Here is a 24,680-nt window from a genome sequence, read left to right as displayed (position 1 = left end):
CAACCGACTTTTGCAACAAAATCGGCCCTTAGCTGACATGTCTGCCGGAGCGCTGGGCATCCGCTTTAGACCCTGAGCCGATATCAATAGCTTTCCAAAGCCAGCCCACTTCCTCATACTAGGCGCCGGCGCGTGGGAGGTGCGTTGCCGGCATTACGTTTGCGTCGTCCGATAGCTCGACACGAAAATTATATTCTGACCGCCGTCATCCGCTCAATTTCATAGTGGAGGCATTTATGAAGCGCCGTGATTTCCTGGAGCGAACAACAATTGCCGTTACGACGAGTCTCGTTGGCAGCATTTGTCCTAATGGATATCGCTTGGTCGGAGCGGCACTCGCCGATGGTACGGGCGACGGCCAGATTGCAGCGCTCGAACAGAAATTTGCAGAATTCGCGATTGCTGTCAGATATGAAGATCTCCCGGCAGACGTGATCACCTCGGCCAAGCGCGTCCTTCTCGATACGCTCGGCTGCGCGTTTGGGGCGGTCGGATCTGAATCCGCAAATATCGCCGAGGCAACTATTCGAAAGACCTTCGGCGATGGCAATACGGCAACCGTGATCGGTTATCCGCGATCGGCGACCGTAGAAGGTGCAGTGTTCGTCAACGGGGTTCTCGTCCGCTCGCTCGACATGAATGACACCTATATCGGCAGCGAGCCGCTTCATCCAAGCGAGGTGATTCCGACAGCGCTTGCGCTCTGCGAAGAGCAGGGGCGAAGTGGCCGCGATCTGGTCGAGGCGATAGTCGTCGGTTATGAGGCCAGCATGCGCGTCAATGATGCTATCTCCTTTCTTGAGCGCGGCTTCCACCCGTTGTGTGCAGCCTCGTACGGCGTCCCTCTGATTGCGGGCAAGGTTTGGAGAATTCCAAAGGAAGCTCTCGCAAATGCGGTCGGGATATCTGGCGCGCGCGGCTTCACGAGTTTTGTCGTCAATAGCGGCGCGATCAGCATGATGAAGGCGATGGGGCTCGCGGCAACTGCGATCGACGGTGTATTCGCAACGCGGCTTGCCGCACAAGGCTTTACCGGCCCATCCGGCACGCTGGAATGGCTGGCGTCAAAAATGAAGCCTGCGAAGGAGGGGTTTGCCGTCGACCTCGAACTTGCGCGATACCGGCTGCCCGGCGTGGCATTCAAGCGCTTCCCTGTTCAAATCGAGTTACAGGCCGTGGCGGAGGCCGGCGCGTCACTTTCCGGAAGGACCAAAGGTCGAACCCAGGACATACGGTCCATCACGGTTGAGACCTATCCCGGAATAATACAGCGCGTGGCAGATCCTACGAAGTTCCGGCCACAGACAAAGGGTACCGCTGATCACAGTCTTCCCGTGTGCCTCGCGATGGCTCTTCTCGACGGTGATGTGACAGTCTCGCAATTCGAGAAAGGCCGCTGGCGGGAACAGGACGTGATGGCCTTGGTGGAAAAGACTTCCGTCAAACCCGGAGAAGCACTCATTGCAAAACTGCCCAAGGGCCGCGGCGCAAGCGTCGAGATTGTCCTCACAGATGGTCAGTCTTGGCGCGAAACAGTGGAAGTGCCCGAAGGCGATGCACAACGCCCGCTCTCGCGAGCGTCTCTCGAACGGAAGTTTATGAACTTTGCCGTCCCCGTTGTCGGTAAAGCTGTTGGAGAGAGCGTCATGTCGCTCGTCGATGGGATCGAAGACCTAAGAGATGTCCGGGAATTGACTCGGGCCCTGAGGGGGATGGGAAAGCAAAATCCGGCGTGAATCTGATAGCCATGCCGATTTCCCCCTCCGGCCGAAGGCCGATGTGCATCGCCTCTCTCTCGGTTGCAACCCGGCCCATCAGGCGCCGATTTCTGCGAAGGTGAAATGAAAATCGTGGGGCTCGGATTCGTCGAGGGCTTTCTCGCGCGAGTGCTAGCCGATCTAGTAGAGATTATCTGCTTCCGAACGAGACGCGGACATCGTGTTGAACACGTGCGACCTTCGCTATCGGAGCGATGGTTATCGAGAGGCTCATACCATAAAATTCAATACGCGAACGCCAAACTCGTGATCCATCGAAAGCGCGGACAACCTTCGTCAGCTCTTGAACCAAGAACCGATCGCGCGGCGATGGCCGGTCTCGACCGCTGACGCCAGCTCGCTTAGGGCGTGTACGCATCAATCCGGCGCCCACGTGGGGATAGTGAGATCCGGAACGCCTCAAAAACAGACATCGAAGATGCCTAAGTGAATGTCCGCCAACGGCCACAAGCAGATCAGATTCATTCGATGTAGCTGCACTCGGGAGGACTCGATTAGCGAGGCGAGCGCCCAGCCTTGATGGCTCCGATAGGCGGGGCCGCCTCCGGCGGCAGTCGACGTTATACGCTGATCTTCGTAGTGTGGTCTCGAATTGATTGACGCCACCCGGTTATGGCGTTCAGTCTAGTCCGCTTTGGAACCAGCCTACTTGTGCCCGCTATTGTCCGTTCTTGGTGAATCAAGCGGCGCGAACTCTTCGTCTTGCCAGCTAAGCTTGCCGCAGGCGCAAGCATAGACGCTTTCGCGCCGCTTGGCATCGAGCACGTTTTCAACGCCCTATCGGATCGCGGCGGCCCAAGGCCGCCGCAGCCGCATCGGGACGCCGCCGGGGCGCGGCGGATCGTCATCCTCGCGGTCGAGGCGGCGCAGCGCCGCCAGAATGTCGGCGAGCCGGATCGGGTGATCCATGCCCGGGATCTCGCGCAGCGAGGGACAGGATTCGACCGTGAACATGTCGGACGCCCAAGACGACAGGATGATCCGCTTTTCGGGCGCGGAGAGCTCCTCGTCGTTCAGAACCTCACGCGTAGTGCGCGGCCGGGTGGAAGAGGGGATGGAGTTTGCCGGAGTTCGTGTTGGCGTCGGTCATTGCTTGCCTCCCTTTACGCTCCTTTCCGAAGGGGACGGTTGTTGTCGCAGATCGGACGGCGGCAGATGTCGCCGTCCATGATCGCCGTTACTGGGTCTTGATGGCGATGCGCTTGACCCCCGCCCGCGGGGTCTCGGCCTTCGGCAGCGAGATGGTCAGGACGCCGTTCTTGAACGAGGCCTCCGCCTTGTCCTCCTCGACGCCTTCCAGCGCAATCTGCCGCTCGAAGGCTCCGTAGGTGCGCTCGGTGAAGTGCTTGCCTTCGTCCTTGCGCTCGTCCTTCTTCTCGCCGCGGATGGTCAGGACGCCACCCGAGATTTCGATCTGCACGTCCTTCTCCGTCATGCCGGGAAGCTCGGCCGAGATCATCACCGCCTTGTCGGTGTCGCTCACCTCGAGCTTTGGCCAGCCGAACCGCCCCTCCATCAGGGGGGACAGGCTTGGCGCGCCGAAGCCGCGGAAGACGTCGTCGAACAGTCGGTTCATCTCGCGGTGCAGCGTCATGAACGGATCGTAGCTGCCGCGCGAGGGCACGAGCTCCTGGTTTCTCGACCAGGGAACGAGATCGCGAATTGCCATGGCTCTTCTCCTTCAGATGTCTTCTCTCCGTCATGCATGGGGCGAGGGAGCGCGGACGCGCATCGGCGCGCCGCATTCCGCCGCCATCGCCTCGATCGCGCGGTCAGGCCGCCTGCTTCTGCTCGATCTGCGGCGAGGAGGAGTTGCCGGCCGCGATATTGATCCTGCGCGGCTTCATGGCCTCCGGCACCTCGCGGACCAGGTCGATGATCAGGAGGCCATCCCTGAACGAGGCCTGCTTGACCTGGACGTAGTCGGCCAGGTTGAACACGCGCCGGAACGGACGCGCCGCGATGCCCTGGTACAGGTATTCGCCGGCGGCCTTCTCGGGCTTCCTGCCCTCGATAGTCAGCGCGTTCTGCTCGGCTGTGACGCTGATGTCGTCGGCGCCGAAACCCGCCACCGCAAGCGAGATCCGGTAATGATCTTCGCCGGAGCGTTCGATGTTGTAGGGCGGGTAGTTGTCCTCGCTCGCCTGGCGCAGCGCGCTGTCGACGAGGCCGGCCAGATGATCGAAGCCGATGGTGGAGCGCCACAGGGGCGCGAAGTCGAAGGTGGTCCTCATACCAAGTCCTCCAAAGAGCAAGTTGGTTACGAAGGAGCGCAAGACGGCAGGTCGCAAGACCGCCCGCCCGGCGCCCGCGCCGGACCCTGGAAGGCGGCCGGCACACCGCTCTCGCGGCGAAAAATGACTTAGAAAAACGACCGGCCGATTCAAGAGGGTCCGAAAATTTTCTGCCGGATTTTTTTGATGCCGGATTTTTTGATGACACGGACGCCGCGCCGCAGCATGGCGCTCAGCGATGCGGGCCGTTGAGGATTGGCGCGCAAGGCGAGCGGCAACGCTTGACAGTGAGAGCGGCCTGAATAAATTTTCTCGGACCGGAATACGCTTCCGGTTTCTCGAAACCGAAAAGGACAACGACGACCGTCTGGAGTGACGATGATGTTCGATCAAGATATTGCCCGCATCCGCACCCACCGCAGCAACATTCACCGCTATCGACGCCTGCTGAAGACGAGGCTGTCCGACCTCGAACGCCAGTTCATCGAACGGCGTTTGTCGGAGGAGCAGGCCGCCGTCGAGGCGCTGGTTTCCGAAACATTCCCCGTCGCGTTTACCTCGCCGAAAGATCTCCCCGCCACGTCGAGCGCGGAGGCGTCGCCATGACCGACCTCCGCGACCTGCTGATCCGCGGCAGCGAAAAGGTCATCGGCCACTATCGCGTACTGCTGGCGAGCGCTGCGACCGAGAAGGAGTGCGAACTTTACCGAAGCCGGATCGAGCGCGAACAGCGTTTGCTGGACGAGCTCCACGGCGGCTTGCCGGATCGGTTCGCGGCATGACCTCTCGGACCAGCGACGAGCGCTTCGCGGCGTTCGACATCGAGCTGAAGCGACGCGGACGCGGCAGGTGGAAATGGGCCGTCCGCGGGACCGACGGGCAGGCCGTCATGCGCGGCTCGGAATCCAGTCGCGCCGGAGCAAGATACAAGGCTCACCGCGCGTTGTTTCTCGTGCTGCTCGTCAGTGCCTCACGCCGTCCCTGGTTTCCGCCGCAGCCGTCCGATCTTCCCTCGCGCGCCGCGGCGCTGTCGGAGGGACGAACTCGCGGGCTGGAGAACCGGACTACGATCGAAGGATTGCGTCAGCCGAGGAAGGTCCTTTCGAACAATGCCGTCAAACAGCGCTCGGCGCACGCTACCTTCGCGGCCCCGGGAGCCAAGCCTCGGCACCCTGTGCGGCGAGTCGCTCGCCGGTTCAGGAACGCAGGAAAGTTCGAGCTTTAGCCTCCGGAGGCGATTACTCGGAGCGACCAAGGACGTCGCTGAACTTCCGAAGCGTAAGCGGCCACGGCGCGGTGGCGCTTCGGGGGCAATTTTCATGGCCTCGGTACGCAGAAAGCCCCTGGAGTTCCGGTATTCTCCCCCGGGCGAGAGAACCTCAGCCGCAGCAGAAGAGCAAATTTTTTTCTAGATTCTCTCCCTCCGCCAGTCCGGCGTCTGTCTAATTCCCGAACCCGACGAATACCGTGGCTTCCTCGACGGACTTTCGCTCCGACACGACCGCGTTTGCCGGAAAGGTTTCATCCGGCCAGCCCAGCGCGATGCTTTTCATGATGACCTGATCGTCGGCTATTCCCGCGTGCTCGCGCACCACGGGTGATTGCATGATGCCCTGGCTGTTGATCACAGCGCCGAGCCCGCGAGACCAGGCGGCATTGACCAGGGCAGTCGCCACGGCACCGCAATCGAAAGGCGTGTCGTCGCTGCCATCAAGCACCCGGTCATAGGTGATGATCACGCAGACCGGCGCGTCGAATTGACGGAAGCCGCGCAGCACCCAGTCCTGGCGCTTGTCCTTATTGTCGCGCTCGATCCCCATCGCGGAGAATAATTGCTTGGCGACGCCGACCTGCCGGTCGCGGTGCTTGCCTGCAAAGGGCTGCCCCGTGCGGAATTCGCGCGACTGCGGGATGCCCGCCACCATCCGCTCGGTGTTGCCGGCGCGAATCCGGTCCAGCGGCTCGCCAGTGATGACGTAGAAATTCCACGGCTGGGTGTTCATCGACGATGGAGCGCGCATCGCCAGGCCAATGATTTCCGCAATCAGCGCCTTGGGTACCGGATCAGGCTTGTAACCGCGGATGCTCCGGCGACCGAGGATAACGTCATCAAACCGCATCTGTGTCGAATTCCCTGACAACTTTTGAATCAACCCCGATTTTCGTGGTTTCTGCACCCATGCGCAAGCGACGAGCCGCCACTTGCGCATCGGCCCGCGACGGTACCGGCCGAAAGGCGCGCAGGCTTTTCAGGCGGTTGCTCAGATCGTAGGTTTTGGTCTGGAAAGGTCGAAAATTCTTTGTCTTTCAACAAGGATTGACTGACACACGCCTGGATCGCCTTGTCGCTGCCATGGTCGGCGGCGGAGGATCTTGTCAAAGCATGCCGCGCTTCGGTGCCGCGTCAGGCGGGCGCGCCGCGTTTGCGAGGCAGGCTCTCAGGCAGGTGAGCCTCGCCCGGCTTCGCCTTTGCTGAATCCGGCGCCGGCTCGCGCCCGGCCAATACGGAATCGAGGATGACCTTCGTGGTCATCTGCAAGTGCTGGTTCATCAGCTTGACGGCGCGTTCGCTGTCCCGCGCCAATGTGGCCTCCGCAATCTCCCGGTGTTCCCTGTCCAGGTCTCTGTCCACTTTGGACAGGGGACCGGAAAACGCGCGGTAGCGTTCGGAGTGATTGTAAAGCGTCGCGCGCAAATGAAGCAGCCAGGGGCTGTCGCATCCCGCGGCGAGCGCTTCATGAAAAATCTCGTGCGCTCGCGCATACTCTTCGCTGTAGCGTCGCGCGGCCTTATCCGCCCATACCGGCGTGTGCGACAGGCGATGCAACGCGGCGACCGCGGCGCCGGAGGCGCACGTTCATCATCTCGCCTTTGAGCTGCGCAGCCGCGCCGCGCATCACGATGCGGCGGACTTTTTGGCGACGACGGGGCATCCGATGCTCTGGGGGCCGTCGCGGCACACCGCGGGCCACAACCTTGCCTCCTATCACTATGACCCCAGTCGCTTCCTGATCGAACTCTACTCCGACATGGACGTGCTCGTTCCAGAACTCGATATTTTCGAGCCGCGGCCGTGGCACGATGCATTTCCGCAACGTCCCCGCGTCTCCGAGCGGAAAGATTGCCGTTCTGTCGTCCAATGACGACTTCGGCCGGGACAATATCAAGGGCTTGAAAGATGGCCTCGGTGATGCCGCCGGCAACATCGTCGCCGAGGTCACCTATGAGACGAGCGCACCGACGATCGATTCCGAACTCGTGAAGCTGAAATTCTCGGGCGCCGGCATCTTCGTCAATTTCGCCTCCGCGAAGTTTGCGGCCCAGGCCATCAAGAAAGCGGCCGAGATCGGCTGGAAGCCGGTGCATATCCTGCATGGAAACTCGCAGTCGATCAGCGCCGTCCTGAAGCCCGCCGGCCTCGAGAACGCCAGGGACATCATCACCGCAGGTTACAGCAAGGACCCCGCGGATGCAGCCTGGAAGGACGACCCCGGCTTGAAGCGATTCTCCGACTTCATGGCCAGGCACATGCCCGGCGAGGATCAAGACAATTCCTACGTGGTCTATGGATACAACGCTGCGCAGGCGCTGGTTGACGTGCTCAAGCATTGCGGGGATGACCTGACGCGCGCCAGCGTCATGAGGCAGGCCGAGGCTCTGAACGGAGTTCACCTCGACATGCTGCTTCCTGATATTGCGTTGACGACATCGCCAAGCGACCACTACCCGATCGAGCGCATGCAATTGCAGAAGTTCGACGGGCAGAACTGGGTGCGATTTGGCTCCGGCGTTGAAGGGACGCTGGACAAGAAGTGAAAGGCCCTCGTCGGTGGCTCTCGATGATCAACGAAGCCGATTTCCGGAAATGGCACTATTGGTGGGTCTTGGCCTGGGAAGGTCGACAATTGCTTTGTCTTTCAACGGGATCGCCGGACCCTTTCCCTGTCGCCGAGACACGCTCCCTGAACTCCGATTAACGCTTGCTTAGGCGCGGCCAATCTACCCTGCAAGCGAGGATTGCAGGGACCAACGGATGTCACTATTCGAGAACGCGCCGGAGCCAACGCTTCCCGATGTGGTGCGTTCCGCCGACGCAACGCGCCTGCTGCCGATCCTCAGCGTGGCGACGCTGTTCGTATCCGCGCTGCTGCTGTTCCTGATTCAGCCGATGTTCGCCAAGATGGTGTTGCCGAAGCTCGGTGGCGCGCCTTCGGTCTGGTCGGTGGCGATGGTGTTCTTCCAGGCCGTCCTGCTCGCCGGCTATGCCTATGCACATCTGCTCGGCCGGTTGTTCGGGCCGCAGCGCGCGGGGCTGGTCCACCTGCTTCTCCTGGCCGTCACGGCCTTGACCTTGCCGATCGCGATCGCGCCCAATTGGGGGACGCCACCTGCTGATGGAACCGCGCTCTGGCTGTTCGGGCTGTTCGCCGCGTCAATCGGCCTGCCGTTCTTCGCGTTGTCGGCCAGCGCCCCGTTGCTGCAGAGTTGGTTCGCCGGAAGCGGCCATCGTGATGCCGACAATCCCTATGTGCTCTACGCCGCGTCGAATCTCGGCTCGTTCGCGGCTCTGTTTGCCTATCCTGTCGTTGTCGAGCCACTGCTGGCGCTGAATATGCAGGCGAGCGTCTGGTCGGTCGGCTTTGCGGTGCTGGCGCTGCTTGTCACGGCGGTTGCCTTCGTACTCGGACGAGGTCATGCCACCACAAGGGCGACGCAGTCGCCCGAGGCATCGGTCATCAGCGCGGCCGACAGGCTGCTGTGGATCGCGCTGGCGGCCGTTCCGTCCGGGCTGGTCATCGCGGTGACCGCGTATCTGACGACCGACGTTGCGGCAGCGCCCTTTCTCTGGGTCATTCCGCTGGCGCTCTATCTGTTCACCTTCGTTGTCGTGTTCCGCGATCGGCCGTGGATCAGCCACGCGACCGTGGTGCGCCTGGTTCCGTTCGCCGTGGCGCCCCTTGCGATCAGTCTGGTCGGCGCCAAGGTGTTCTGGTTCACGACGATCGTGCTCAACCTCGTCGTGTTCACGCTGTTGGCGCTGCTCTGTCATGGCGAGCTCTATGCCCGGCGTCCGCACCCGCAACGCCTGACGGAGTTCTTCCTGTGCACCTCGTTCGGCGGGGTGCTGGGCGGCGCCTTCGCGGGACTGCTGGCGCCGCAGATTTTTTCCGGCAACTACGAATATCCGATCCTGATCGCGCTCGCATTGCTGGCGCTCCCCGGCATGTTTGCAGGCGGCGCGCGCCAGGCGCTGATCAAGGCGGCGCCATGGCTGGCCGTGGTGATCGCGCTTGCCATGGTCTGGTACGTGACCCAGCTGCAACTCCCGGCCTCCGTCGAGTTGCCGTTCAAGGGCCTGTTGATCCTGCTCACGGCCTGCATGCTGTTTCTGCGGCAACGGCCGGTGACATTCGCCGGATTGGCGGTAACCGGCCTGATGCTGACGACGTTCTGGCGTCCTGGCATGGCTCCGATCGAGACCGCGCGTAGCTTCTTCGGTGTCCACACGGTGGTCGACCTCGCGGACGGCAGCGCGCGGCTGCTGTTCCACGGTAACACGATGCACGGCGCGGAGCGGCTGCGCAACGAGGATCGCACGCCTGTCGAGGGAGCGCCTGAGCCTCAGAGCTACTACTACCCCGGCAGCCCGCTGGCCGAAGGGATCGCTGCGGCGCGCAGCGCGCACGCGAGCTTCGAGCGGGTTGCGGTCGTTGGTCTCGGTACTGGTTCGCTCGCCTGCTATCTTCACGGCGAAGAGAACTGGACCTTCTTCGAGATCGATCCCGAGGTGATCCGGATCGCGAGCAATCCAACCTTCTTCACGTTCCTGTCGCGCTGCGCGCCGAAGGCCGGCCTCGTGCTCGGCGATGCGCGTCTCACACTGCAGGCTTCACCCGATCGCTACGACCTGATCGTGCTGGACGCCTTCTCGTCCGACAGCATTCCGGTCCACCTGCTGACGCGTGAAGCGATCGCCGGCTATGTGTCGAAGCTGGCGCCGCACGGGGTCATCCTCGTGCATATCTCCAACCGGCATCTCGATCTGGCGCCGATCATGGCGAATATCGCGCAGTCCCAGGGGTTGATCGCACTCTTCAAGGAAGCGAATCCCGCCGGCGACGTCATGACCACGCTCAGGACGGCGTCCCGGGTGGTGATGCTTGCGCGCACGCCTGAAGATGCCGGCGAGGCGGCCCGGCACTGGGCCGCCATGTCGCCGGATCCGGCCAGTGCGCTCTGGACGGACGATTACTCGAATCTCCTTGGCCCCATGCTGCGGGCGAAGTTCGGCTTCTGAACGCGCGTAGGTGGTGCGCGCGGCCGTCCTCCGCGGTTATGCGCGCTGCGGCGCGACAGGGGGTCGGACAGCCCGGATTGGCTAAAGGAGTGTTAAGAGCCATGTCCGATTTTCGTCGATCGCGCAGAACTGACATTAAATTGTCACGCTGTAGGAATCGGGGAATCCTGCCACAAGCGGCGTGAGGACAACATGACGGCCTTCATCACTTGGAAGGCGGAAGTTGGAATATCCTCGCAAATGAGGTCGGCACCGGATGAGTGCCAAGCGTGCCCGGATGGTCTCCTGAAGCGCTTTGCGCGCGACCAGTCCGGCAGTTATGCGATTATCATCGCCTTGCTGATGCCGGTCCTGGTCGGAACCGCAGGACTCGGCACCGAGGTCGCGTGGTGGTTCTACAAGCACAAGAACATGATGAGTGCCGCCGACTCGGCAGCTGTCAGTGCAGCCACCGCCGGCACCAATTTCGCGACCGAGGCCAACGCGATCACGACGTTCTACGGCTACGCGAACGGGATCGGCAACGTCACCGTCACGGTGAACCAGCCGCCGTCCACGGGAAGCTTCACTTCCAGCTCCCAGGCGGTCGAAGTCATCATCACCCAGCCGCAAGCGCGGCTGATGTCGGCGTTGTTTGGCTCCGGGGCGGTGCCGGTCACGGCCCGTGCCGTCGCACTGGGCAATGTCGGGACAGGCTGCGTGCTGGCGCTCGACCCGACCGCTAATCCTGCCGTGACGGTGAAGGGCAACACCCAGCTCAACCTGATCAATTGCAACCTCTATGACGATTCCAACGGCGGCTCGGCACTCAATGTCGGCGGGACGGCAACGATATCTGCGGCCATGGTTGGGATCGTCGGCGGGGTTTCCGGGGCGAGCGGCATCACGGCGACCAACGGCATCCGGACCGGCATCAGGGCGATCGCCGATCCTTATGCCAACGTCACGCCCACGATGCCGACATGGTGTGACTACTCGAACAAGTTCAACGTGAAGGGAACGACGACCCTCAGTCCGGGCAGCTATTGCGGCGACATCTCGGTGGCCGCGGGTGCCACGCTGACGTTCAATCCGGGGATTTATTATTTCAACGGTGCGAACCTGTCGGTGGCCGGCAACGCCACGATCACGGGAACAGGCGTCACCCTGGTGTTTACCGGCTCGGCCGGCAACTGGGGCTCGGCGACGATCGGAAGCAACGCCAATGTCAGCCTCACGGCGCCAACGAGCGGAACGACCGCGGGAATCGCGATCTACGGCGACCGCAGGATGCCGGTCGGCAGCAGTTTCAATTTGACGGGCGGCGGTACGCAGAATCTTCAGGGAGCGGTCTATTTGCCGAAGGCGGCGCTGAGCTTCAGCGGCGGCAACGGCACGAGCACGACATGTACGCAAATCATTGCCGACACGATCTCGGTCGTCGGAAATTCCAATGTTCAGGTCAATTGCGCCGCGATGGGCGGCAATGCCATCGGTACGGCGACAGCGCAGCTTGTTGAGTAAGCTGGAGTGATGAGATGAAAACGGGCACGACAGGTGGTGAGCGCCGTTCTCAGCGGCGTCGCATGTTTTTCCGTCGCAGGTTCGGAAATGACACGCGCGGTGTCGCGGCGATCGAATTCGGCGTCCTGGTTCCGCTGCTTTCGCTGATGGTCGTTTCGGTGACCGATATCGGCCTTGCGATCTACCGCAAGATGCAGGTGGAGGGTTCGTCGCAAGCAGGCGTCGAATATGCCATCGCGCATGGCTTCGACGCCAATGCGATCTCGACGGCCGTGACAGCCGCGACGAATTCCAATGCGATCAACGCCTCGCCTGTTCCGATCAAGTTTTGCGGGTGTGCGACCAGCTCGGGCGTCACCAGCATGACCTGCGGGGGAGTGTGTCCCGGAGGTGGAATGGCGGGCACATACACCATCGTCTCCGCGCAAGGCAGCTACTCGACCATCATCAACTACCAGGTCGTTCCGAACACCTATGTCATCAGCACGCAGTCGACAGCGAGGCTGCAGTGAAACCCGCATTGGTGACACGCGCATTCTTGCCCGACCGGAGCGGGGCGTCGGCACTCGAATTCGGCCTGATCGCGCCGTTCTTCTTCGCGTTCCTGTTCGGCGTGATCGAGTTCGGGCTGTTGATGTGGACGCAGGTGGGAATGCAGCACGCGGTCGCGGTCACGGCGCGATGCGCCAGCGTCAATACCGCGCTCTGCCCGACCAGCAATCCGAGCGCGATCGCCACCTACGCAACCCAGCAGGCATTTGGACTGAGCCTGCCGTCCTCGACGTTCACCTACAGCGCCGCGGCGTGCGGCAGCCAGGTGAGCGCGAACTATCAATTCCAGTTTCCGCAGATCCTCAATCTGGCGCCGTTCACGCTGACCGCCGCGGCCTGCTTCCCGGCCTGAACGTTCGCCCCTCGCGGTGCGTCGCAAGGATGTCGGCGCCCCGTGTCCGGGGCGCCGACATCCAGGCCTTTCGGCGCGCCGATCCCTTTGCGCCTTACTTCAGCTTCAGGGCCTCGACACCTTCGTCACGAACCGCCTGCAGGCTGCGCGGATTGAGGTCGAGCGCACGAAGGATCGTCGGCGCGATCTGGGTGGTGAAAGCCGTCTCCTCGACGACCCTCGCATGCTTGATGTGCGGCGAAGAGAGCAGCAGCAGCACGTTGCGATCGTCCTTGGAGAAACCGCCATGCTCGGCGAGCTTGCTGCCGCCGGTGCAGATGACACCATGGTCGGTGATGGCGATGAAGTCCGGCACCCGGCTGTTGTGGAACGGATCCTCGTAGAGCCTGGTCAGTTCGTCGCGGTCGAGCAGCTTCTGGATATGCAGGTCGGCGGCGTGGGCGAGGATGTAGGCCTTGGCATCGGCGTAGTAGGGATGGCCGGTCGCCGGATTGGTCGCCTGCTGCAGCTCCGGCGACAACCACACCAGCGCCTCGTCATCGCAGATCTCGAAGCCGTTGGTACCGAAGCCGGGCGCCTTGCTGTAAAGCGCGTCGGAGATCGCCACGCGGTCCTTGACGTCGATCGGCGACTGACCGTGCTTGGCGCTGACGATGATCAGGGTCGAATCGTAGAGGTTTTGTGCCTTGAGCTCGTTGACGAACTTGCCGAGCGCGTCGTCGACGAACTGGAATTGCAGCGTGAGCGCATTGCCGGGCGTCGCGTTGCCGTCGGCATAGCCGCCGACGAGCGATTTGTCGGCATCCGCGTGGCCGGCCTTGGCGAGCTTCTGGCCGACGCTGACCGCCTGGAAGTTCATGCCGAAGATCGCGGGCACCGCCTGGCGCTGGGCTCGCGAGCCGTCATAACCGTCGATCCAGTTCAGCACCGCCTTCACTTTCAGCGAGTCGTAGGAGCGGACGCCGGTATAGCTCGTGGTGTAGTCGTCGCCGGGCTGGGCACCGGCGTCGATGGTGTCCTGCGAATTGATCTCCGGCGTGAAGAGCTCGTCGAGGCCCTTGCCCGACGGACCCGCGAGGTCCTCATAGGCCGGATGCTTGTCGGACCAGGCCGTGCGCATGCCGGCTTCCTTGATGACTTCGAAGACCGTGTTGGTGCGCACATAGTCGTGGGGATAGACCGGCACGCACTGGCCGTTCACCAGCTTGCGCTGCATGTGATCCGGATCGAGCTGCGTGTAGACCTGGCCGAGCGTGCCGCCGGCCGTGTAATCGGCGACCAGCCCGCTGGAGTAATTGTAGGTCTTGTCGAGCGCTTCGAAGTTGGTGAGCTCGGTTCCGGCCGGCCCCACGCAACCGGGGTCGCTAAGGCCCTGGCTGGTATAGAAGGCCTTGGCCGGATATTCGGTGCGGTCATAGCTGTCGTCATAGAACAGGCCGCCGCCCTTCGGCGTGGCGCCCGTGACCTGGGCGAGCATGCCGGGAAAGCTGTCGGATGGCGCGGTGGTCAAAGCGTTCGGATAGACGACGCCCTTGCCGGTCAGCTGCGCGAAGTTGCCGCCGGGGCGGCTTTCGACCCAACGCTTCAGATCGACGGCGTGCATGCCGTCGACGCTGATCAGCAGCACGTGCTTGTAGCCATGTCGCTGCGAATGGTCGTTGTCGTCATCCGCGTGCGCGACGGCGACGCCGCAGGCCAGCATGGCCGCCGCGACCGCGGCGGTTGGCAGGAAATAGTCACGAAAGCCACTCATGAGTTCGCCCCTCTGATTTTCGGTAAGTTTGGAATCGCCTGCGCTGGCCGCGACAACTTGTCGCGGTCAGTTGACGGAGGGATGACGCTTTCTTGCGGGTTCGATGACTGTGGTCGGGGCCGACCGTCATCCAGGTATCGCTGGATTTGCCAAAGGCGGGGCCTGCGCCGGGCGGAGCGAGGCGGCGCAACGGCCGGCTTCTGCCGTTCAATTCACAGCAGCGGCGGCCGCCCGCTACTGTGCATGGGGTTGTTTTCGATATTTTTGCCGGAGGTGGACGCCGGTTACCCGGATCGAGCGACCTGGTGCAGGTGCCGTTGGATCACGGCGTCGACCTCGTCCGGCTGATCGAGCTGCGGCAGATGTCCGGCGTCGGCAATGATCGCCAGCCGGCAGCCTAGCATCGCCGCGAGTTCCGTCATCGGCTGGACCAGGAGCTGGTCGTTTGCGCCGACGATCATCGTCAGCGGCACGCGGAGGTGCCTGACACCGTCGAGATAGGCGAGGGACTGGATCGCGCGGGCGCAGCCGATGAAGCCTTCTGGATTGGCCTCGTTGATGCAGTCGAGCAGCGCCGCGGTGATCACCGGATGCGTATCGAGAAAGGCCCGTCCGAACCAGCGCTCGGCGGTCGGCGTCGCCAGCGGCGCAATGCCCTGCTCGCGCACCAGCGCGATGCGGTCGTCCCACGCGGCAGCGAATGGCGGCGGCGCATCGGCCCGTGCCGCCATCACACACAGGCTGAGGAGGCGGTCGGGATGGTGCACGCCGAGACCGAACGCCGTCATGCCGCCCTGCGAGACGCCGATCACATGGGCCTGCCTGATGCTGAAGTGGTCGAGCACCGCGATCGCATCCGCGACCAGATCATCCATGGTGTAGGGACCGCGCGGTGCCTCGGATTGTCCGTGTCCGCGGCTGTCGAGCGCGAGCACGCGATGGCCGCGCCCGGCGAGCGCGATCGCCTGGCGATGCCAGATCGCGCTGCTGGTCAGGATCGAATGGCAGAGCAGCACCGGCGCGCCACGCCCGGGGCCGCCGACGCGGACGCTGAGCCGCCCGGCCTTGCCCTGCACATCGTGTCGGGCAATGCCCTGCCATTCGGTCGTTACGATCGGGACCGGTTCAGTCGACAAGGCCCATCTCCGCGAACACGTCCTTGGCGATGCGGAAGCTGTCGAGGCCTGCGGGCATGCCGCAATAGACCGCGATCTGCAGGAACACCTCGCGCAGCTCGGCCTTGCTCAGTCCGTTGTTGAGCGCGCCGCGGATATGCACCTTGAGCTCGTGCGGCCGGTTCAGCGCCGCGATCATGCCGAGGTTGAGCAGGCTGCGGCTGCGCTTGTCGAGGTCCGGGCGATTCCAGATCTCGTCCCAGCAATATTCAGTCGCGAGCTTCTGGATCGGCCAGTTGAAATCGTCAGCCGCCTTCAGCGATCGCTCGACATAGGCATCGCCGAGCACGGTGCGGCGGGTCGTGAGGCCGCGTTCGAACTTCTCGCCGCGGGGGTTTGCGTCGGTCATCGTCTTCTCCGGTTGAATTGAGGTCAGGCCAGCGCCGGCTCGGCGAGCGGCGTGGTCCAGGCGTCGTAGCCGTAGACCCAGTCCGGATCGGTCGGGTTCTTGAGCCAGGTGTTGGTGCGCGAGCTTGCCTGCACGCGCGAGGTTCGGGGCTTCCGCGTCGCCTCGAAGCGGCGGAAGGCCTCGGCGACGCCGTCGCGATCGACACCGCCGAGGCAACGCGACAGCACCGCCGCGTCCTCGATCGCCATCGCCGCGCCCTGCGCCATGTAAGGCGTCATCGGGTGGCAGGCGTCGCCGAGCAGCGTGATGTTGCCCTCGCTCCAGCGTGGCAGCGGGTCACGGTCGACCAGCGCCCATTTGTGCACCGAAGGGCAGGCTTCGAGGACATGGCGGACCTGGGGATGGAAGCCGTCGAACGCCTTGCGCAATTCGCCGACGTCGCCGGTGGCCGACCAGGATTCCACGGTGAAGTTAGGCTCCGGCTGGCTGGTCACGAAGTAGACTTCGCTGCGGTCCGGCTTGACGTAATAGATGACAATGTGGCGATCTGGCCCCCACCATTTGGTGCAGTCGTCGATCGGGTAGCCGTCGAGCAGCGCCGCCGGAAACACGGTGCGATAGGCGATGCGGCCGGTGAAGTTCGGCTCGTCGCGGCCGAACAGCCGCTCCTTGACGAAGGAATGCACGCCGTCGGCTGCCACCACCGCGTCGACGGTGGTGCTGTGGCCGTTGGCGAAGCTCAGCGTCACCGAGCGGTCCGCGCGTTGCTCGATTGCAGTTAGCTTGTGGTCAAGACGAATGAGGCTATCAGGCACCGCGCTGGCGAGCGCCGCATGCAGATCACCGCGATGCCCGAGCAGATAGGGCGCGCCATAGCGCTCCTCGGCGGCGGGGCCGAACACCATGTCGAAGCGCACCTCGCCGGTGTCGTATTCCTTGTTGTTCCAGGACCGCGGATAGAACGCCTCGCGACGCAGCACCGGCTCGAGGTCCCAGGCCCGCATCACCTTCATGGCGTTGCAGCCGATCTGGATGCCGGCACCGAGCCGCGTGAAGCGCTGGGCCTGCTCGTACACCGTCACATCGATCCCTGCGCGGCTCAGCGCCGCGGCGGAGGCAAGTCCGCCCATGCCGGCGCCGATCACCGCCACCGAAAGTCTGCTCATTGTCGTTCCTCACAGCTTGCGCCGGCTGGCGACCGGCTTCCCGGTCCTTGTCGGCCAAAGCCGGCGCTATCCGCAAACGAGTAATGCTGACGGCCTGTGAGCTGAGCTCACGCTGCCTGAGCTTAACTCGTTTGCGCTTCACGCGATCGCCCGCCAACGTCCGGCCGCCGCCGCATCGGCGTCTGCCGATGATCTCTCCCGCGCGGCCAACATCAAAGACTCCCGAGGATCCGACGCCCATGTCCACGATCACCAATGACGGCGCCGCCCGTCTCGACGCTGTCGCGACGCCGTGGCATGCGCGCCTCTATGTCCAGGTGCTGATCGGCATCGCGCTCGGCGTTCTCGTCGGCTATCTCTGGCCGGATGTCGGCGCGGCGCTGAAGCCGCTCGGCGACGCGCTGATCAAGATGATCAAGATGGCGATCGCCCCGATCGTCTTCCTGACCGTGGTGCACGGCATTGCGAGCCTCGGCGACATGCGCAAGGCCGGGCGGATCGGCGTCAAAACCCTTGTTTATTTCGAGATCGCCACGACCGCAGCGCTGATCATCGGCCTTGTCGTCATCAACCTCGCGCGCCCCGGGGACGGCATGCACGTCTCTGCGGCTTCGCTGGATTCCCGGCTCGTTGCGTCCTACGTGACCCAGTCGCACGAGCAGACCGTGGTCGGCTTCCTCATGAATGTGATTCCGTCGACGATCGGAGGCGCGTTCACCAGCGGCGATACGCTCCAGGTGCTGTTCTTCGCGGTATTGTTCGGCATCGCCCTGCAACGCTATGGCGAACGCGGCAAGCCGGTGCTGCAGGCGATCGAGAGACTGTCGAACATCCTCTTCATCCTGATCGGCATGATCATGCGGATCGCGCCGATCGGCGCGTTCGGCGCCATGGCCTTCACCATCGGCAAGTACGGCGTCGGCTCGATCGTCGCGCTGTCGCACTTCATGCTGGTGTTCTATCTCACCTGCCTGCTGTTCGTGATCGTCGGGCTCGGCATCGTGTCGCGGCTTGCGGGCTTCAGCATCTTCAAGCTGATCCGCTATCTCCGGGAAGAGCTGCTGCTGGTGCTCGGCCTGTCAGGCTCGGAATCGGTGATGCCGCGCTTCATCGACAAGATGAAGGCCGCCGGCTGCGCGGAATCCACCGTCGGCCTCGTGATCCCGACCGGCTATACGTTCAATCTCGACGGCACCTGCATCTATTTGACCATGGCCAGCGTGTTCCTCGCCCAGGCCACCGACACGCCGATGTCGCTCGCTCAGCAGATCGGTCTCGTGGTGGTCTGCCTGCTGACCTCGAAGGGCGCGGCCGCCGTGCCGGGCAGCGGCTTCATCGTGCTCGCCGCGACGCTCGGCTCGATCGGCCATGTCCCGGTGGCAAGCATCGCGCTGCTGCTCGGCATCGACCGCTTCATGTCGGAGGCGCGTGCGCTGACCAACTTCATCGGCACGGCGGTGGCGACCGTGGTGGTGGCGCACTGGGAAGGCGACCTCGATCGCGCGCAATTCGTCCGCGCTCTCGACAATCCGGACGCCTCCACGCTATCCTCCTGAGCCCTCCGGAGACGCGACACGATCATGAGAAAGTTGCCACCGCTCAACGCGGTGCGGACATTCGAGGCGGCCGCGCGGCATGTGAGCTTCACCAAGGCCGCTGAAGAGCTGCTCGTCACCCACGGCGCCGTCAGCCGTCAGGTCGCGCTTCTCGAGGACTGGTTCGGCGTCAAGCTGTTTCGCCGCGCACCCTCGCAACTGACGCTGACCGCGGCCGGGCAGATCTACTATCGCGAGGTCACGGCCATCCTCGATCGGCTTGCGCTCGCCTCGATGGACATGAAGGCGTACGGCTCGCCGTCGGTGCTGCGGGTCAGCGCGCCGCCGACATTCGCGATGCGCTGGCTGATCCGCCGCATCGCCTCGTTCCAACGCATGCGCGCCGATGTCGAGCTGCGGCTGCTCACCTCGATCGGACCGCTCAACGTCAACGACCGTTCATTCGACGTCGCGATCCGCGGCAATGTCGGCGAGCCCGTCGGCTGGATGTCGCAGCACTTCATGACCGAACTGATCGCGCCGGTCTGCCATGTCGACCTCTTGACCCGCGGGCGGCTCGCCACCCCCGACGATCTGCGGCATTACACCCTCATCACCTACCTGACCGAGCCGTACGACTGGTCGCGCTGGCTCGCCCAGGCCGGCGGCGAGATGAGTGCGGATCAGGAGACGCTGCGGTTCGAGCAGATGTTCTTCGCCCTGCAGGCGACCATCGATCGCATCGGCATCGGGCTGTTTCCGCTGTTCCTCGTGATCGATGAGCTGATGGCGGGCCAGCTCTGCCTGCCGTTCGGCGATCTCGGCCTGCGCAAGCGCGAATACCGTTCGTTCTATCTCGCCGACAATGAAAGCGCCGGCGCCATCGCCGACTTCACCGCATGGCTCGCCGACGCCGGGCGCGAGACCGAGCAATTCATGCTGGACTGGGCGACGTCGAAGGGCTGGAGTTTCTGAACACGCGACGCGCCGACCCCGCGTCGGATAGTTGCCACGGCTTTGACAAGATTGCCGGGCACACACCATCGCATCCCCACTGATCCCAGCGGATCGGCAACCCAGGAGGGCTCGCAAAATGACAGATCTTGCTCGCGCCGCCCTTCGAGGCGTCGCCGACTAGGCTGTGCGCGCTTGATGGCGCGGCCTTCATGTCGGCGGCGAAACACGCCCATTCCGACCTGAAGGATCTCTCCCTTGATCAATCTCTATGGCTGGTCTGACCGCGACGGTCAGGCATTCGCGCCCTGTGCGGCGCAAGGCTGCGTGCCTGCACGTGTCGTCGTGCAGCAACGCGGCCTCTATACGCTCGTCACCGACCACGGCGAACTGCGGGCGCAACTCGCGGGACGTCTTGTTCACGAAGCCCGGGAAGGCGGCCATCCGGTCGTCGGCGACTGGGTTGCCGTTACGGCCCGTCCGGCGGAAGGGGCGGCCACCATCCACGCCATCCTGCCGCGCCGGACCATGTTCGTCCGCAAGGCGGCCGACACGGTGCAGGCCGTGCAGGTGGTGGCGGCGAATGTCGATGTGGCCTTGCTGGTGGCCTCGATGAACGCCGACTTCAATCTGCGACGGTTAGAGCGCTATCTGGCAACCGCCTGGCAGAGCGGCGCGCGGCCGGTGGTCGTCCTGACCAAGGCTGACCTACGCGATGCGCCGGACGACATCGTGGCGGCGGCGGAGTCCATCGCGTTCGGCGTACCCGTGCTCGTCGTGTCTGCCGTGACCGGCGCCGGGGTGACTGAGCTGGCCGCGCTGCTCAAGCCCGGCGAAACCTGTGTGCTGGTCGGCTCCTCCGGTGCCGGCAAATCCACGCTGGTCAATGCGTTTGCCGGGACCGAGCGAATGGCAACCGGCGGAATTCGCGAGGACGACGCACGCGGCCGCCACACCACGACGCATCGCGAGCTGGTCCGGCTGCCGGGCGGTGCGCTGATCCTCGACACGCCCGGCATGCGCGAGCTCGGCTTGATCGATGCGGAGGAGGGGCTGGGTGTCGCCTTCGACGACATCGAGGCACTGGCGCGCGATTGCCGGTTCAGGGACTGCGGCCATGGCAATGAGCCCGGCTGCGCGGTGCGCACGGCGCTGGAGACCGGCCAGCTCGACCCCGATCGCTGGCGCGGCTTCCAGAAGCTGCAACGCGAGCTCGCGCATCTGGATCGCAAGGAGGATCGTGCCGCGCGGGCGGCCGAGAAACGGCGCTGGATTGCGCGCAACAAGGCCTATCGCGCCGGCCAGAAGTTCAAGAACAACGACCCATGACGATCGATGCGTCCGTCGGGTGTTCGGGCTGGTGAGGGAGCGATGTTCGCGCCCGCCGATTAGTGCTAGCGATTGCAAAACCCGTCAGGTCGAGCCGCCTCGCGGTGTCGGCTCAACGGCAGCACATCGGGGAGCGAACATTGCCCAGCCTTTCTCGCCGGCCATTCCTGCAACTCGCGCTCGGCGCGGCGACGCTGCCGCTTGTTTCGCCCGGCGCGTTCGCCGAAACCATGGCGCGCCCGATCACGATGATCGTGCCGTTCGCCGCGGGCGGGCCGACCGACGTGCTGGCACGGATCCTCGCCGAATATATGCGCAATACGATCGGCCATCCCGTCATCATCGAGAATGTCACGGGCGCCTCCGGCACGGTCGCGGGGCTGCGCGCCTCGCGCGCGGCGCCCGATGGTTCCACGATCACGATCGGGCATTGGGGCACGCATTGCCTCAACGGCGCGATCTATCAGCTGCAATATGACGTGCGCGAATTCGCACCGATTGCACTGATCGCGAGCGGACCGCAGCTCATCATCGGCCGGCCCGATCTGCCGGCGAAGAATCTGAAAGAGCTGATCGCCTGGCTCAAGGCCAATGGCGACAAGGCCACCGCCGGCACCGCGGGCCCGGGCTCGGGCGCGCATGTCGCGGGCGTGTTCTTCCAGCAGCTGACGGGTACCAACTTCTCCTTCGTGCCGTATCGCGGCGCCGGTCCGGCGCTGAACGATCTGATGGCCGGGCATATCGACATCATGTTCGATCAGGCCTCCAACTCGCTGCCGCAGGTGAAGAGCGGGACCGTGAAGGCCTTTGCGGTGACCGCATCATCTCGGCTGGCATTGGCAGCCGAGATTCCGACGGTCGACGAGGCCGGATTGCCGGGTCTCTATATTGCGTACTGGCACGGCATCTGGGCGCCGAAGGGCACGCCGGCCGATATCGTGTCTGTGCTGTCGAAGGCAGTGATGTCGGCGCTCGCCGAGCCCGTTGTGCGGCAACGCTTCGCCGAGCTCGGACAGGAGATCCCATCACCGGACAGACAGACCCCCACCGCACTGCGCGACCATCAGGCCGCTGAGGTCGAGAAATGGTGGCCGATCGTCAAGTCGGCCAACATCAAGGCGGAATAACTTCCGCAGCGACGCTCCATCAAACCAAAGGGAACTGCGACACGCGGTATCCCTTGCCGTTCCGAACTTTTGACGTAGGCCGAAGGTCAGAGGCCGCTGTCATCCCATCGTCATGGGCCTCCGAAAAAACGTTGCGGCTGCTTACGAGAGCATCGAGCGCGCGAGACTTCTCGCGTTTCCACGGAGATCAACATGAAATTCGTCAAGACAATTGTGGCCGCCGGTCTGGTGGCCATGGCGACGCCGAGCTTCGCAGCCGACATCACCGGTGCCGGTTCGACATTTATCTTCCCCGTCCTCTCCAAGTGGGCCGACGCCTACAAGAAGGATTCAGGCAGTGGCGTGAACTACCAGTCGATCGGTTCGGGTGCCGGCATCAAGCAAATCGAAGCCAACACCGTGACCTTCGGTGCGACCGACGCGCCGCTGAAGTCCGACCAGCTGCAGAAGGACGGTCTTGCGCAGTGGCCGATGATCATGGGTGCGATCGTTCCGGTGGTGAACCTCGAAGGCGTCAAGGCTGGCGATCTGGTTCTCGACGGTCCGACGCTTGCCAACATCTTCCTCGGCAAGATCACCAAGTGGGATGACGCCGCGATCAAGAAGCTCAACCCGAAGGCCAAGCTGCCGTCCGAAGCGATCTCCGTGGTGCATCGCGCCGACGGTTCGGGAACGACCTTCAACTTCACCGACTATCTGAGCAAGGTCAGCCCGGACTGGAAGAGCAAGATCGGCTCGGGCACTGCGGTCGAATGGCCGGTCGGCGTCGGTGCCAAGGGCAACGAAGGCGTCGCGGGCAACATCGCGCAGGCCAAGAACTCGATCGGTTATGTTGAGTATGCCTATGCCAAGCAGAACAAGCTGACCTACACCGCGCTGATCAACAAGGCCGGCAAGACCATTCAGCCGACCAACGAGGCATTCCAGGCTGCGGCGTCGAACGCCGACTGGACCAACGCGCCCGGCTACTACCTGATCCTGACCGACCAGCCGGGTGACAAGTCCTGGCCGATCGTCGCTTCGACGTTCATCCTGTTGCACAAGGATGCGACCGACAAGGCGGCCTCGAAGGAAGCGCTCAAGTTCTTCAAGTTCGCCTTTGATAAGGGCGCCAAGAGCGCGGAAGAGCTCGACTACATCCCGATGCCCGACAGCGTCGTGAAGCAGATCGAGAAGACCTGGGCTGCTGACGTCAAGAGCTGAGCCGCTCCCTTTCGGATCCGCTCAATGGCATGAAGCCGGCGTCGATTGACGCCGGCTTTTCCTTGGCGGTTGGCCGCCAAGCTCACATTCGCGGCATCTCGCCTAACTATCTGAATTTCATGATCTTTCAGATCTCGTCCCAAACTTGAAATCCAGGCTTGCCAGTTTATATGTCCATTTGAACATATCTGGTGAGCGATGACTGGAGCGACGACTGCCGCCGTGCTGCCGGCCTCCCGGCCCAAGGGACGCCGCAGCAAGGACATGCCCGACGGCCGCCAGGCGCTGCTGATCGCGGCGACCGAGGCCTTTGCGGCCCAAGGCTTCGACGGTGCTGACCTGCGCAGCGTCGCCGCGGCGGCGGGCGTCGCGCCGAATCTTGTGCGCGTTCATTTCGGCAACAAGGCCGCGCTGTGGGAGGCCTGCGTCGACCGCATCGTCGCGCTTGCGATGCCCGTGATGGCCGAGGTGCACGCGATCGCCGTCGATGCGGATCGACCGCTGGGCGACCGACTGCGCGATCTCATCATCCGCGTTGCCACATTCTACGCCGCGCATCCGCAGGTACGGAATTTCGTGGTGCGCCATGGCGCGGAGGCGCCCGAGCGCTCCACGCTGGTGACAGAAAAGCTGTTGCGCCCGGCCTATGAGAGCGCGCGCGAGCTGTTTCAGGCCGGCATCGCGGCCGGCATCATCCGCAGCAGCCATCCGGCGCTGTTCTTCGCGCTGCTCAACGCCGCGCTCAACCAGCCGCCGTCGTTTCCGATGCTGCTCGGCCGGTTCGCGCCCGAGATCGATCCCGCGACCGCGTGGACCGAGCTGCTCGACACCACGGTCGCAACGCTTCTGCACCTGCCGCCGTCGCAAGCCGGCGCCGAACCCGCCGCCCGCAACGGCCGCCCACCGCTGTCGTGACATCCAGTCTCGACCAACATTTCAACCTGCCAGTGAGAGAGTGATCCATGAAGCTTCGTCTTGCCCTCGTCCTTCTCGGTGCAACCATCGCGCCCGCCATGGCCCAGTCCGGGCCGAACGAATCCATGCAGCGCCAGGCGTGCATGGGTGACGCGGTCCGCCTGTGCGGCGCCTACATTCCGGACCGTGGCCGGATCAGGGATTGCATGGCCGCGCAGGTCGAGCAGCTCAGCCCGTCATGCCGCGCGGTGTTCGATGCATCGGTGCAGGCCGATCGATCGCCATCGTCGCGGCGTTGATCCGCGCCGCCGGTCCCAGAATCATGCGTCCAGGCAACAGGTCGCAGCCAACGGCGATTGCCAAAGGAGCAGTCCTCGCAAATCCGTGAAAACACCACCCTCTGTTAACCTTTGATTAACCATGCGGTCCGATTGTTAACCATTCGACAAGACAACCG

24 protein-coding genes are annotated in these 24,680 nt (G+C 63.6%); 15 read left to right on the top strand and 9 right to left on the bottom strand.

All coding sequences use genetic code 11. From position 1 onward, the window contains the following. Positions 1-236: 236 nt before the first annotated feature. Entirely contained in the window at positions 237-1,736 is a 1,500-nt protein-coding gene (locus CO675_RS35770; RefSeq protein WP_097676576.1) for an MmgE/PrpD family protein, read from the top strand. Between the two features lie 819 nt (positions 1,737-2,555). Here CO675_RS35770 and CO675_RS41705 read toward each other — a convergent pair. From CO675_RS41705 to CO675_RS35755, 3 genes are all read right to left on the bottom strand, one after another. Then, entirely contained in the window at positions 2,556-2,732 is a 177-nt protein-coding gene (locus CO675_RS41705; protein WP_245453056.1) for a hypothetical protein, read from the bottom strand. Between the two features lie 223 nt (positions 2,733-2,955). After that, a complete protein-coding gene (locus tag CO675_RS35760) occupies positions 2,956-3,447 on the bottom strand; it encodes an Hsp20/alpha crystallin family protein (protein ID WP_097676575.1) in 492 nt (163 codons plus the stop codon). A 103-nt stretch (positions 3,448-3,550) separates the two neighbouring features. Next, the gene (locus CO675_RS35755; RefSeq protein WP_097676574.1) at positions 3,551-4,012 is read right to left on the bottom strand and encodes an Hsp20 family protein; all 462 of its coding nucleotides are present in this window, start codon (positions 4,010-4,012) and stop codon (positions 3,551-3,553) included. Between the two features lie 378 nt (positions 4,013-4,390). On the opposite strand from CO675_RS35755, the gene CO675_RS35750 reads away from it, so the two are divergent. Together CO675_RS35750 and CO675_RS35745 are read left to right on the top strand one after the other, a co-directional pair. Next, complete coding sequence (locus tag CO675_RS35750) at positions 4,391-4,618, top strand: hypothetical protein (RefSeq protein ID WP_502693436.1); 228 nt, start codon at positions 4,391-4,393, stop codon at positions 4,616-4,618. Continuing rightward, positions 4,615-4,794: a hypothetical protein gene (locus tag CO675_RS35745; RefSeq protein ID WP_097676573.1), complete on the top strand. Its 180-nt coding sequence runs from the start codon at positions 4,615-4,617 to the stop codon at positions 4,792-4,794. The genes CO675_RS35750 and CO675_RS35745 overlap by 4 nt, the downstream gene beginning before the upstream one ends. A gap of 660 nt (positions 4,795-5,454) precedes the next feature. Here CO675_RS35745 and CO675_RS35735 read toward each other — a convergent pair. Beyond that, positions 5,455-6,132, bottom strand: a complete 678-nt coding sequence (locus CO675_RS35735) for a nitroreductase (RefSeq protein ID WP_097676571.1) — start codon at positions 6,130-6,132, stop codon at positions 5,455-5,457. A 284-nt stretch (positions 6,133-6,416) separates the two neighbouring features. Further along, positions 6,417-6,839 carry an FCD domain-containing protein gene (locus CO675_RS35730; RefSeq protein WP_097676570.1) on the bottom strand — a complete coding sequence of 141 codons (423 nt, stop codon included), beginning with the start codon at positions 6,837-6,839 and terminating at the stop codon, positions 6,417-6,419. Between the two features lie 254 nt (positions 6,840-7,093). On the opposite strand from CO675_RS35730, the gene CO675_RS35725 reads away from it, so the two are divergent. The 5 genes from CO675_RS35725 to CO675_RS35705 all read left to right on the top strand — a co-directional run bounded on the left by CO675_RS35725 (position 7,094) and on the right by CO675_RS35705 (position 12,717). Next, positions 7,094-7,828 carry an ABC transporter substrate-binding protein gene (locus tag CO675_RS35725; RefSeq protein WP_097676569.1) on the top strand — a complete coding sequence of 245 codons (735 nt, stop codon included), beginning with the start codon at positions 7,094-7,096 and terminating at the stop codon, positions 7,826-7,828. Between the two features lie 217 nt (positions 7,829-8,045). Further along, a complete protein-coding gene (locus CO675_RS35720; protein WP_097676568.1) occupies positions 8,046-10,310 on the top strand; it encodes a spermidine synthase in 2,265 nt (754 codons plus the stop codon). A 240-nt stretch (positions 10,311-10,550) separates the two neighbouring features. Continuing rightward, positions 10,551-11,813, top strand: a complete 1,263-nt coding sequence (locus CO675_RS35715) for a TadE/TadG family type IV pilus assembly protein (protein WP_097676567.1) — start codon at positions 10,551-10,553, stop codon at positions 11,811-11,813. A 62-nt stretch (positions 11,814-11,875) separates the two neighbouring features. Further along, a complete protein-coding gene (locus CO675_RS35710; RefSeq protein WP_097676566.1) occupies positions 11,876-12,325 on the top strand; it encodes a TadE/TadG family type IV pilus assembly protein in 450 nt (149 codons plus the stop codon). 11 nt (positions 12,326-12,336) lie between these two features. Next, a complete protein-coding gene (locus tag CO675_RS35705; RefSeq protein ID WP_245453055.1) occupies positions 12,337-12,717 on the top strand; it encodes a TadE/TadG family type IV pilus assembly protein in 381 nt (126 codons plus the stop codon). 94 nt (positions 12,718-12,811) lie between these two features. Here the strand turns inward: CO675_RS35705 and CO675_RS35700 are convergent, their stop codons facing one another. The 4 genes from CO675_RS35700 to CO675_RS35685 form a co-directional block, all read right to left on the bottom strand. Next, positions 12,812-14,470: an alkaline phosphatase family protein gene (locus CO675_RS35700; protein ID WP_245453054.1), complete on the bottom strand. Its 1,659-nt coding sequence runs from the start codon at positions 14,468-14,470 to the stop codon at positions 12,812-12,814. Between the two features lie 284 nt (positions 14,471-14,754). Further along, positions 14,755-15,606 carry an alpha/beta fold hydrolase gene (locus CO675_RS35695; RefSeq protein ID WP_158231355.1) on the bottom strand — a complete coding sequence of 284 codons (852 nt, stop codon included), beginning with the start codon at positions 15,604-15,606 and terminating at the stop codon, positions 14,755-14,757. Beyond that, positions 15,596-15,994: a carboxymuconolactone decarboxylase family protein gene (locus CO675_RS35690; RefSeq protein ID WP_097676563.1), complete on the bottom strand. Its 399-nt coding sequence runs from the start codon at positions 15,992-15,994 to the stop codon at positions 15,596-15,598. The genes CO675_RS35695 and CO675_RS35690 overlap by 11 nt, the downstream gene beginning before the upstream one ends. Positions 15,995-16,017: 23 nt before the next feature. Further along, positions 16,018-17,160, bottom strand: coding sequence for an FAD-dependent monooxygenase (locus CO675_RS35685; RefSeq protein WP_097676562.1), 1,143 nt, complete (start codon positions 17,158-17,160; stop codon positions 16,018-16,020). A 239-nt stretch (positions 17,161-17,399) separates the two neighbouring features. Between CO675_RS35685 and CO675_RS35680 the strand changes: the two genes are divergently transcribed. The 7 genes from CO675_RS35680 to CO675_RS35650 all read left to right on the top strand — a co-directional run bounded on the left by CO675_RS35680 (position 17,400) and on the right by CO675_RS35650 (position 24,522). Then, the gene (locus tag CO675_RS35680; protein WP_097676561.1) at positions 17,400-18,716 is read left to right on the top strand and encodes a dicarboxylate/amino acid:cation symporter; all 1,317 of its coding nucleotides are present in this window, start codon (positions 17,400-17,402) and stop codon (positions 18,714-18,716) included. A gap of 24 nt (positions 18,717-18,740) precedes the next feature. Next, complete coding sequence (locus CO675_RS35675) at positions 18,741-19,670, top strand: LysR substrate-binding domain-containing protein (RefSeq protein ID WP_097676560.1); 930 nt, start codon at positions 18,741-18,743, stop codon at positions 19,668-19,670. 237 nt (positions 19,671-19,907) lie between these two features. Then, the gene (rsgA, locus tag CO675_RS35670) at positions 19,908-20,978 is read left to right on the top strand and encodes a ribosome small subunit-dependent GTPase A (RefSeq protein WP_097676559.1); all 1,071 of its coding nucleotides are present in this window, start codon (positions 19,908-19,910) and stop codon (positions 20,976-20,978) included. 194 nt (positions 20,979-21,172) lie between these two features. Then, positions 21,173-22,105 carry a tripartite tricarboxylate transporter substrate-binding protein gene (locus tag CO675_RS35665; RefSeq protein ID WP_245453058.1) on the top strand — a complete coding sequence of 311 codons (933 nt, stop codon included), beginning with the start codon at positions 21,173-21,175 and terminating at the stop codon, positions 22,103-22,105. A gap of 192 nt (positions 22,106-22,297) precedes the next feature. Further along, positions 22,298-23,308: a phosphate ABC transporter substrate-binding protein PstS gene (pstS, locus tag CO675_RS35660; protein ID WP_097676558.1), complete on the top strand. Its 1,011-nt coding sequence runs from the start codon at positions 22,298-22,300 to the stop codon at positions 23,306-23,308. A gap of 198 nt (positions 23,309-23,506) precedes the next feature. Next, a complete protein-coding gene (locus CO675_RS35655) occupies positions 23,507-24,223 on the top strand; it encodes a TetR/AcrR family transcriptional regulator (RefSeq protein ID WP_245453053.1) in 717 nt (238 codons plus the stop codon). A gap of 47 nt (positions 24,224-24,270) precedes the next feature. Continuing rightward, the gene (locus CO675_RS35650; RefSeq protein WP_097676557.1) at positions 24,271-24,522 is read left to right on the top strand and encodes a hypothetical protein; all 252 of its coding nucleotides are present in this window, start codon (positions 24,271-24,273) and stop codon (positions 24,520-24,522) included. Positions 24,523-24,680: the final 158 nt, after the last annotated feature.

The organism is Bradyrhizobium sp. C9, from assembly GCF_002532045.1.
In the GTDB taxonomy this organism is placed as follows: Bacteria; Pseudomonadota; Alphaproteobacteria; order Rhizobiales; family Xanthobacteraceae; genus Bradyrhizobium.
The sequence above is the reverse complement of the archived record's forward strand: the minus strand, read 5'-3'. Positions and strand labels throughout refer to the sequence as shown.

Coding starts and splice junctions, on each gene's coding strand:
- CO675_RS35770 (WP_097676576.1), top strand. CDS start 237: ATGAAGCGCCGTGATTTCCTGGAGCGAACAACAATTGCCGTTACGACG.
- CO675_RS41705 (WP_245453056.1), bottom strand. CDS start 2,732: ATGTTCACGGTCGAATCCTGTCCCTCGCTGCGCGAGATCCCGGGCATG.
- CO675_RS35760 (WP_097676575.1), bottom strand. CDS start 3,447: ATGGCAATTCGCGATCTCGTTCCCTGGTCGAGAAACCAGGAGCTCGTG.
- CO675_RS35755 (WP_097676574.1), bottom strand. CDS start 4,012: ATGAGGACCACCTTCGACTTCGCGCCCCTGTGGCGCTCCACCATCGGC.
- CO675_RS35750 (WP_502693436.1), top strand. CDS start 4,391: ATGATGTTCGATCAAGATATTGCCCGCATCCGCACCCACCGCAGCAAC.
- CO675_RS35745 (WP_097676573.1), top strand. CDS start 4,615: ATGACCGACCTCCGCGACCTGCTGATCCGCGGCAGCGAAAAGGTCATC.
- CO675_RS35735 (WP_097676571.1), bottom strand. CDS start 6,132: ATGCGGTTTGATGACGTTATCCTCGGTCGCCGGAGCATCCGCGGTTAC.
- CO675_RS35725 (WP_097676569.1), top strand. CDS start 7,094: ATGCATTTCCGCAACGTCCCCGCGTCTCCGAGCGGAAAGATTGCCGTT.
- CO675_RS35720 (WP_097676568.1), top strand. CDS start 8,046: ATGTCACTATTCGAGAACGCGCCGGAGCCAACGCTTCCCGATGTGGTG.
- CO675_RS35715 (WP_097676567.1), top strand. CDS start 10,551: ATGAGGTCGGCACCGGATGAGTGCCAAGCGTGCCCGGATGGTCTCCTG.
- CO675_RS35710 (WP_097676566.1), top strand. CDS start 11,876: ATGTTTTTCCGTCGCAGGTTCGGAAATGACACGCGCGGTGTCGCGGCG.
- CO675_RS35700 (WP_245453054.1), bottom strand. CDS start 14,470: ATGAGTGGCTTTCGTGACTATTTCCTGCCAACCGCCGCGGTCGCGGCG.
- CO675_RS35690 (WP_097676563.1), bottom strand. CDS start 15,994: ATGACCGACGCAAACCCCCGCGGCGAGAAGTTCGAACGCGGCCTCACG.
- CO675_RS35685 (WP_097676562.1), bottom strand. CDS start 17,160: ATGAGCAGACTTTCGGTGGCGGTGATCGGCGCCGGCATGGGCGGACTT.
- CO675_RS35680 (WP_097676561.1), top strand. CDS start 17,400: ATGTCCACGATCACCAATGACGGCGCCGCCCGTCTCGACGCTGTCGCG.
- CO675_RS35675 (WP_097676560.1), top strand. CDS start 18,741: ATGAGAAAGTTGCCACCGCTCAACGCGGTGCGGACATTCGAGGCGGCC.
- pstS (WP_097676558.1), top strand. CDS start 22,298: ATGAAATTCGTCAAGACAATTGTGGCCGCCGGTCTGGTGGCCATGGCG.
- CO675_RS35655 (WP_245453053.1), top strand. CDS start 23,507: ATGACTGGAGCGACGACTGCCGCCGTGCTGCCGGCCTCCCGGCCCAAG.
- CO675_RS35650 (WP_097676557.1), top strand. CDS start 24,271: ATGAAGCTTCGTCTTGCCCTCGTCCTTCTCGGTGCAACCATCGCGCCC.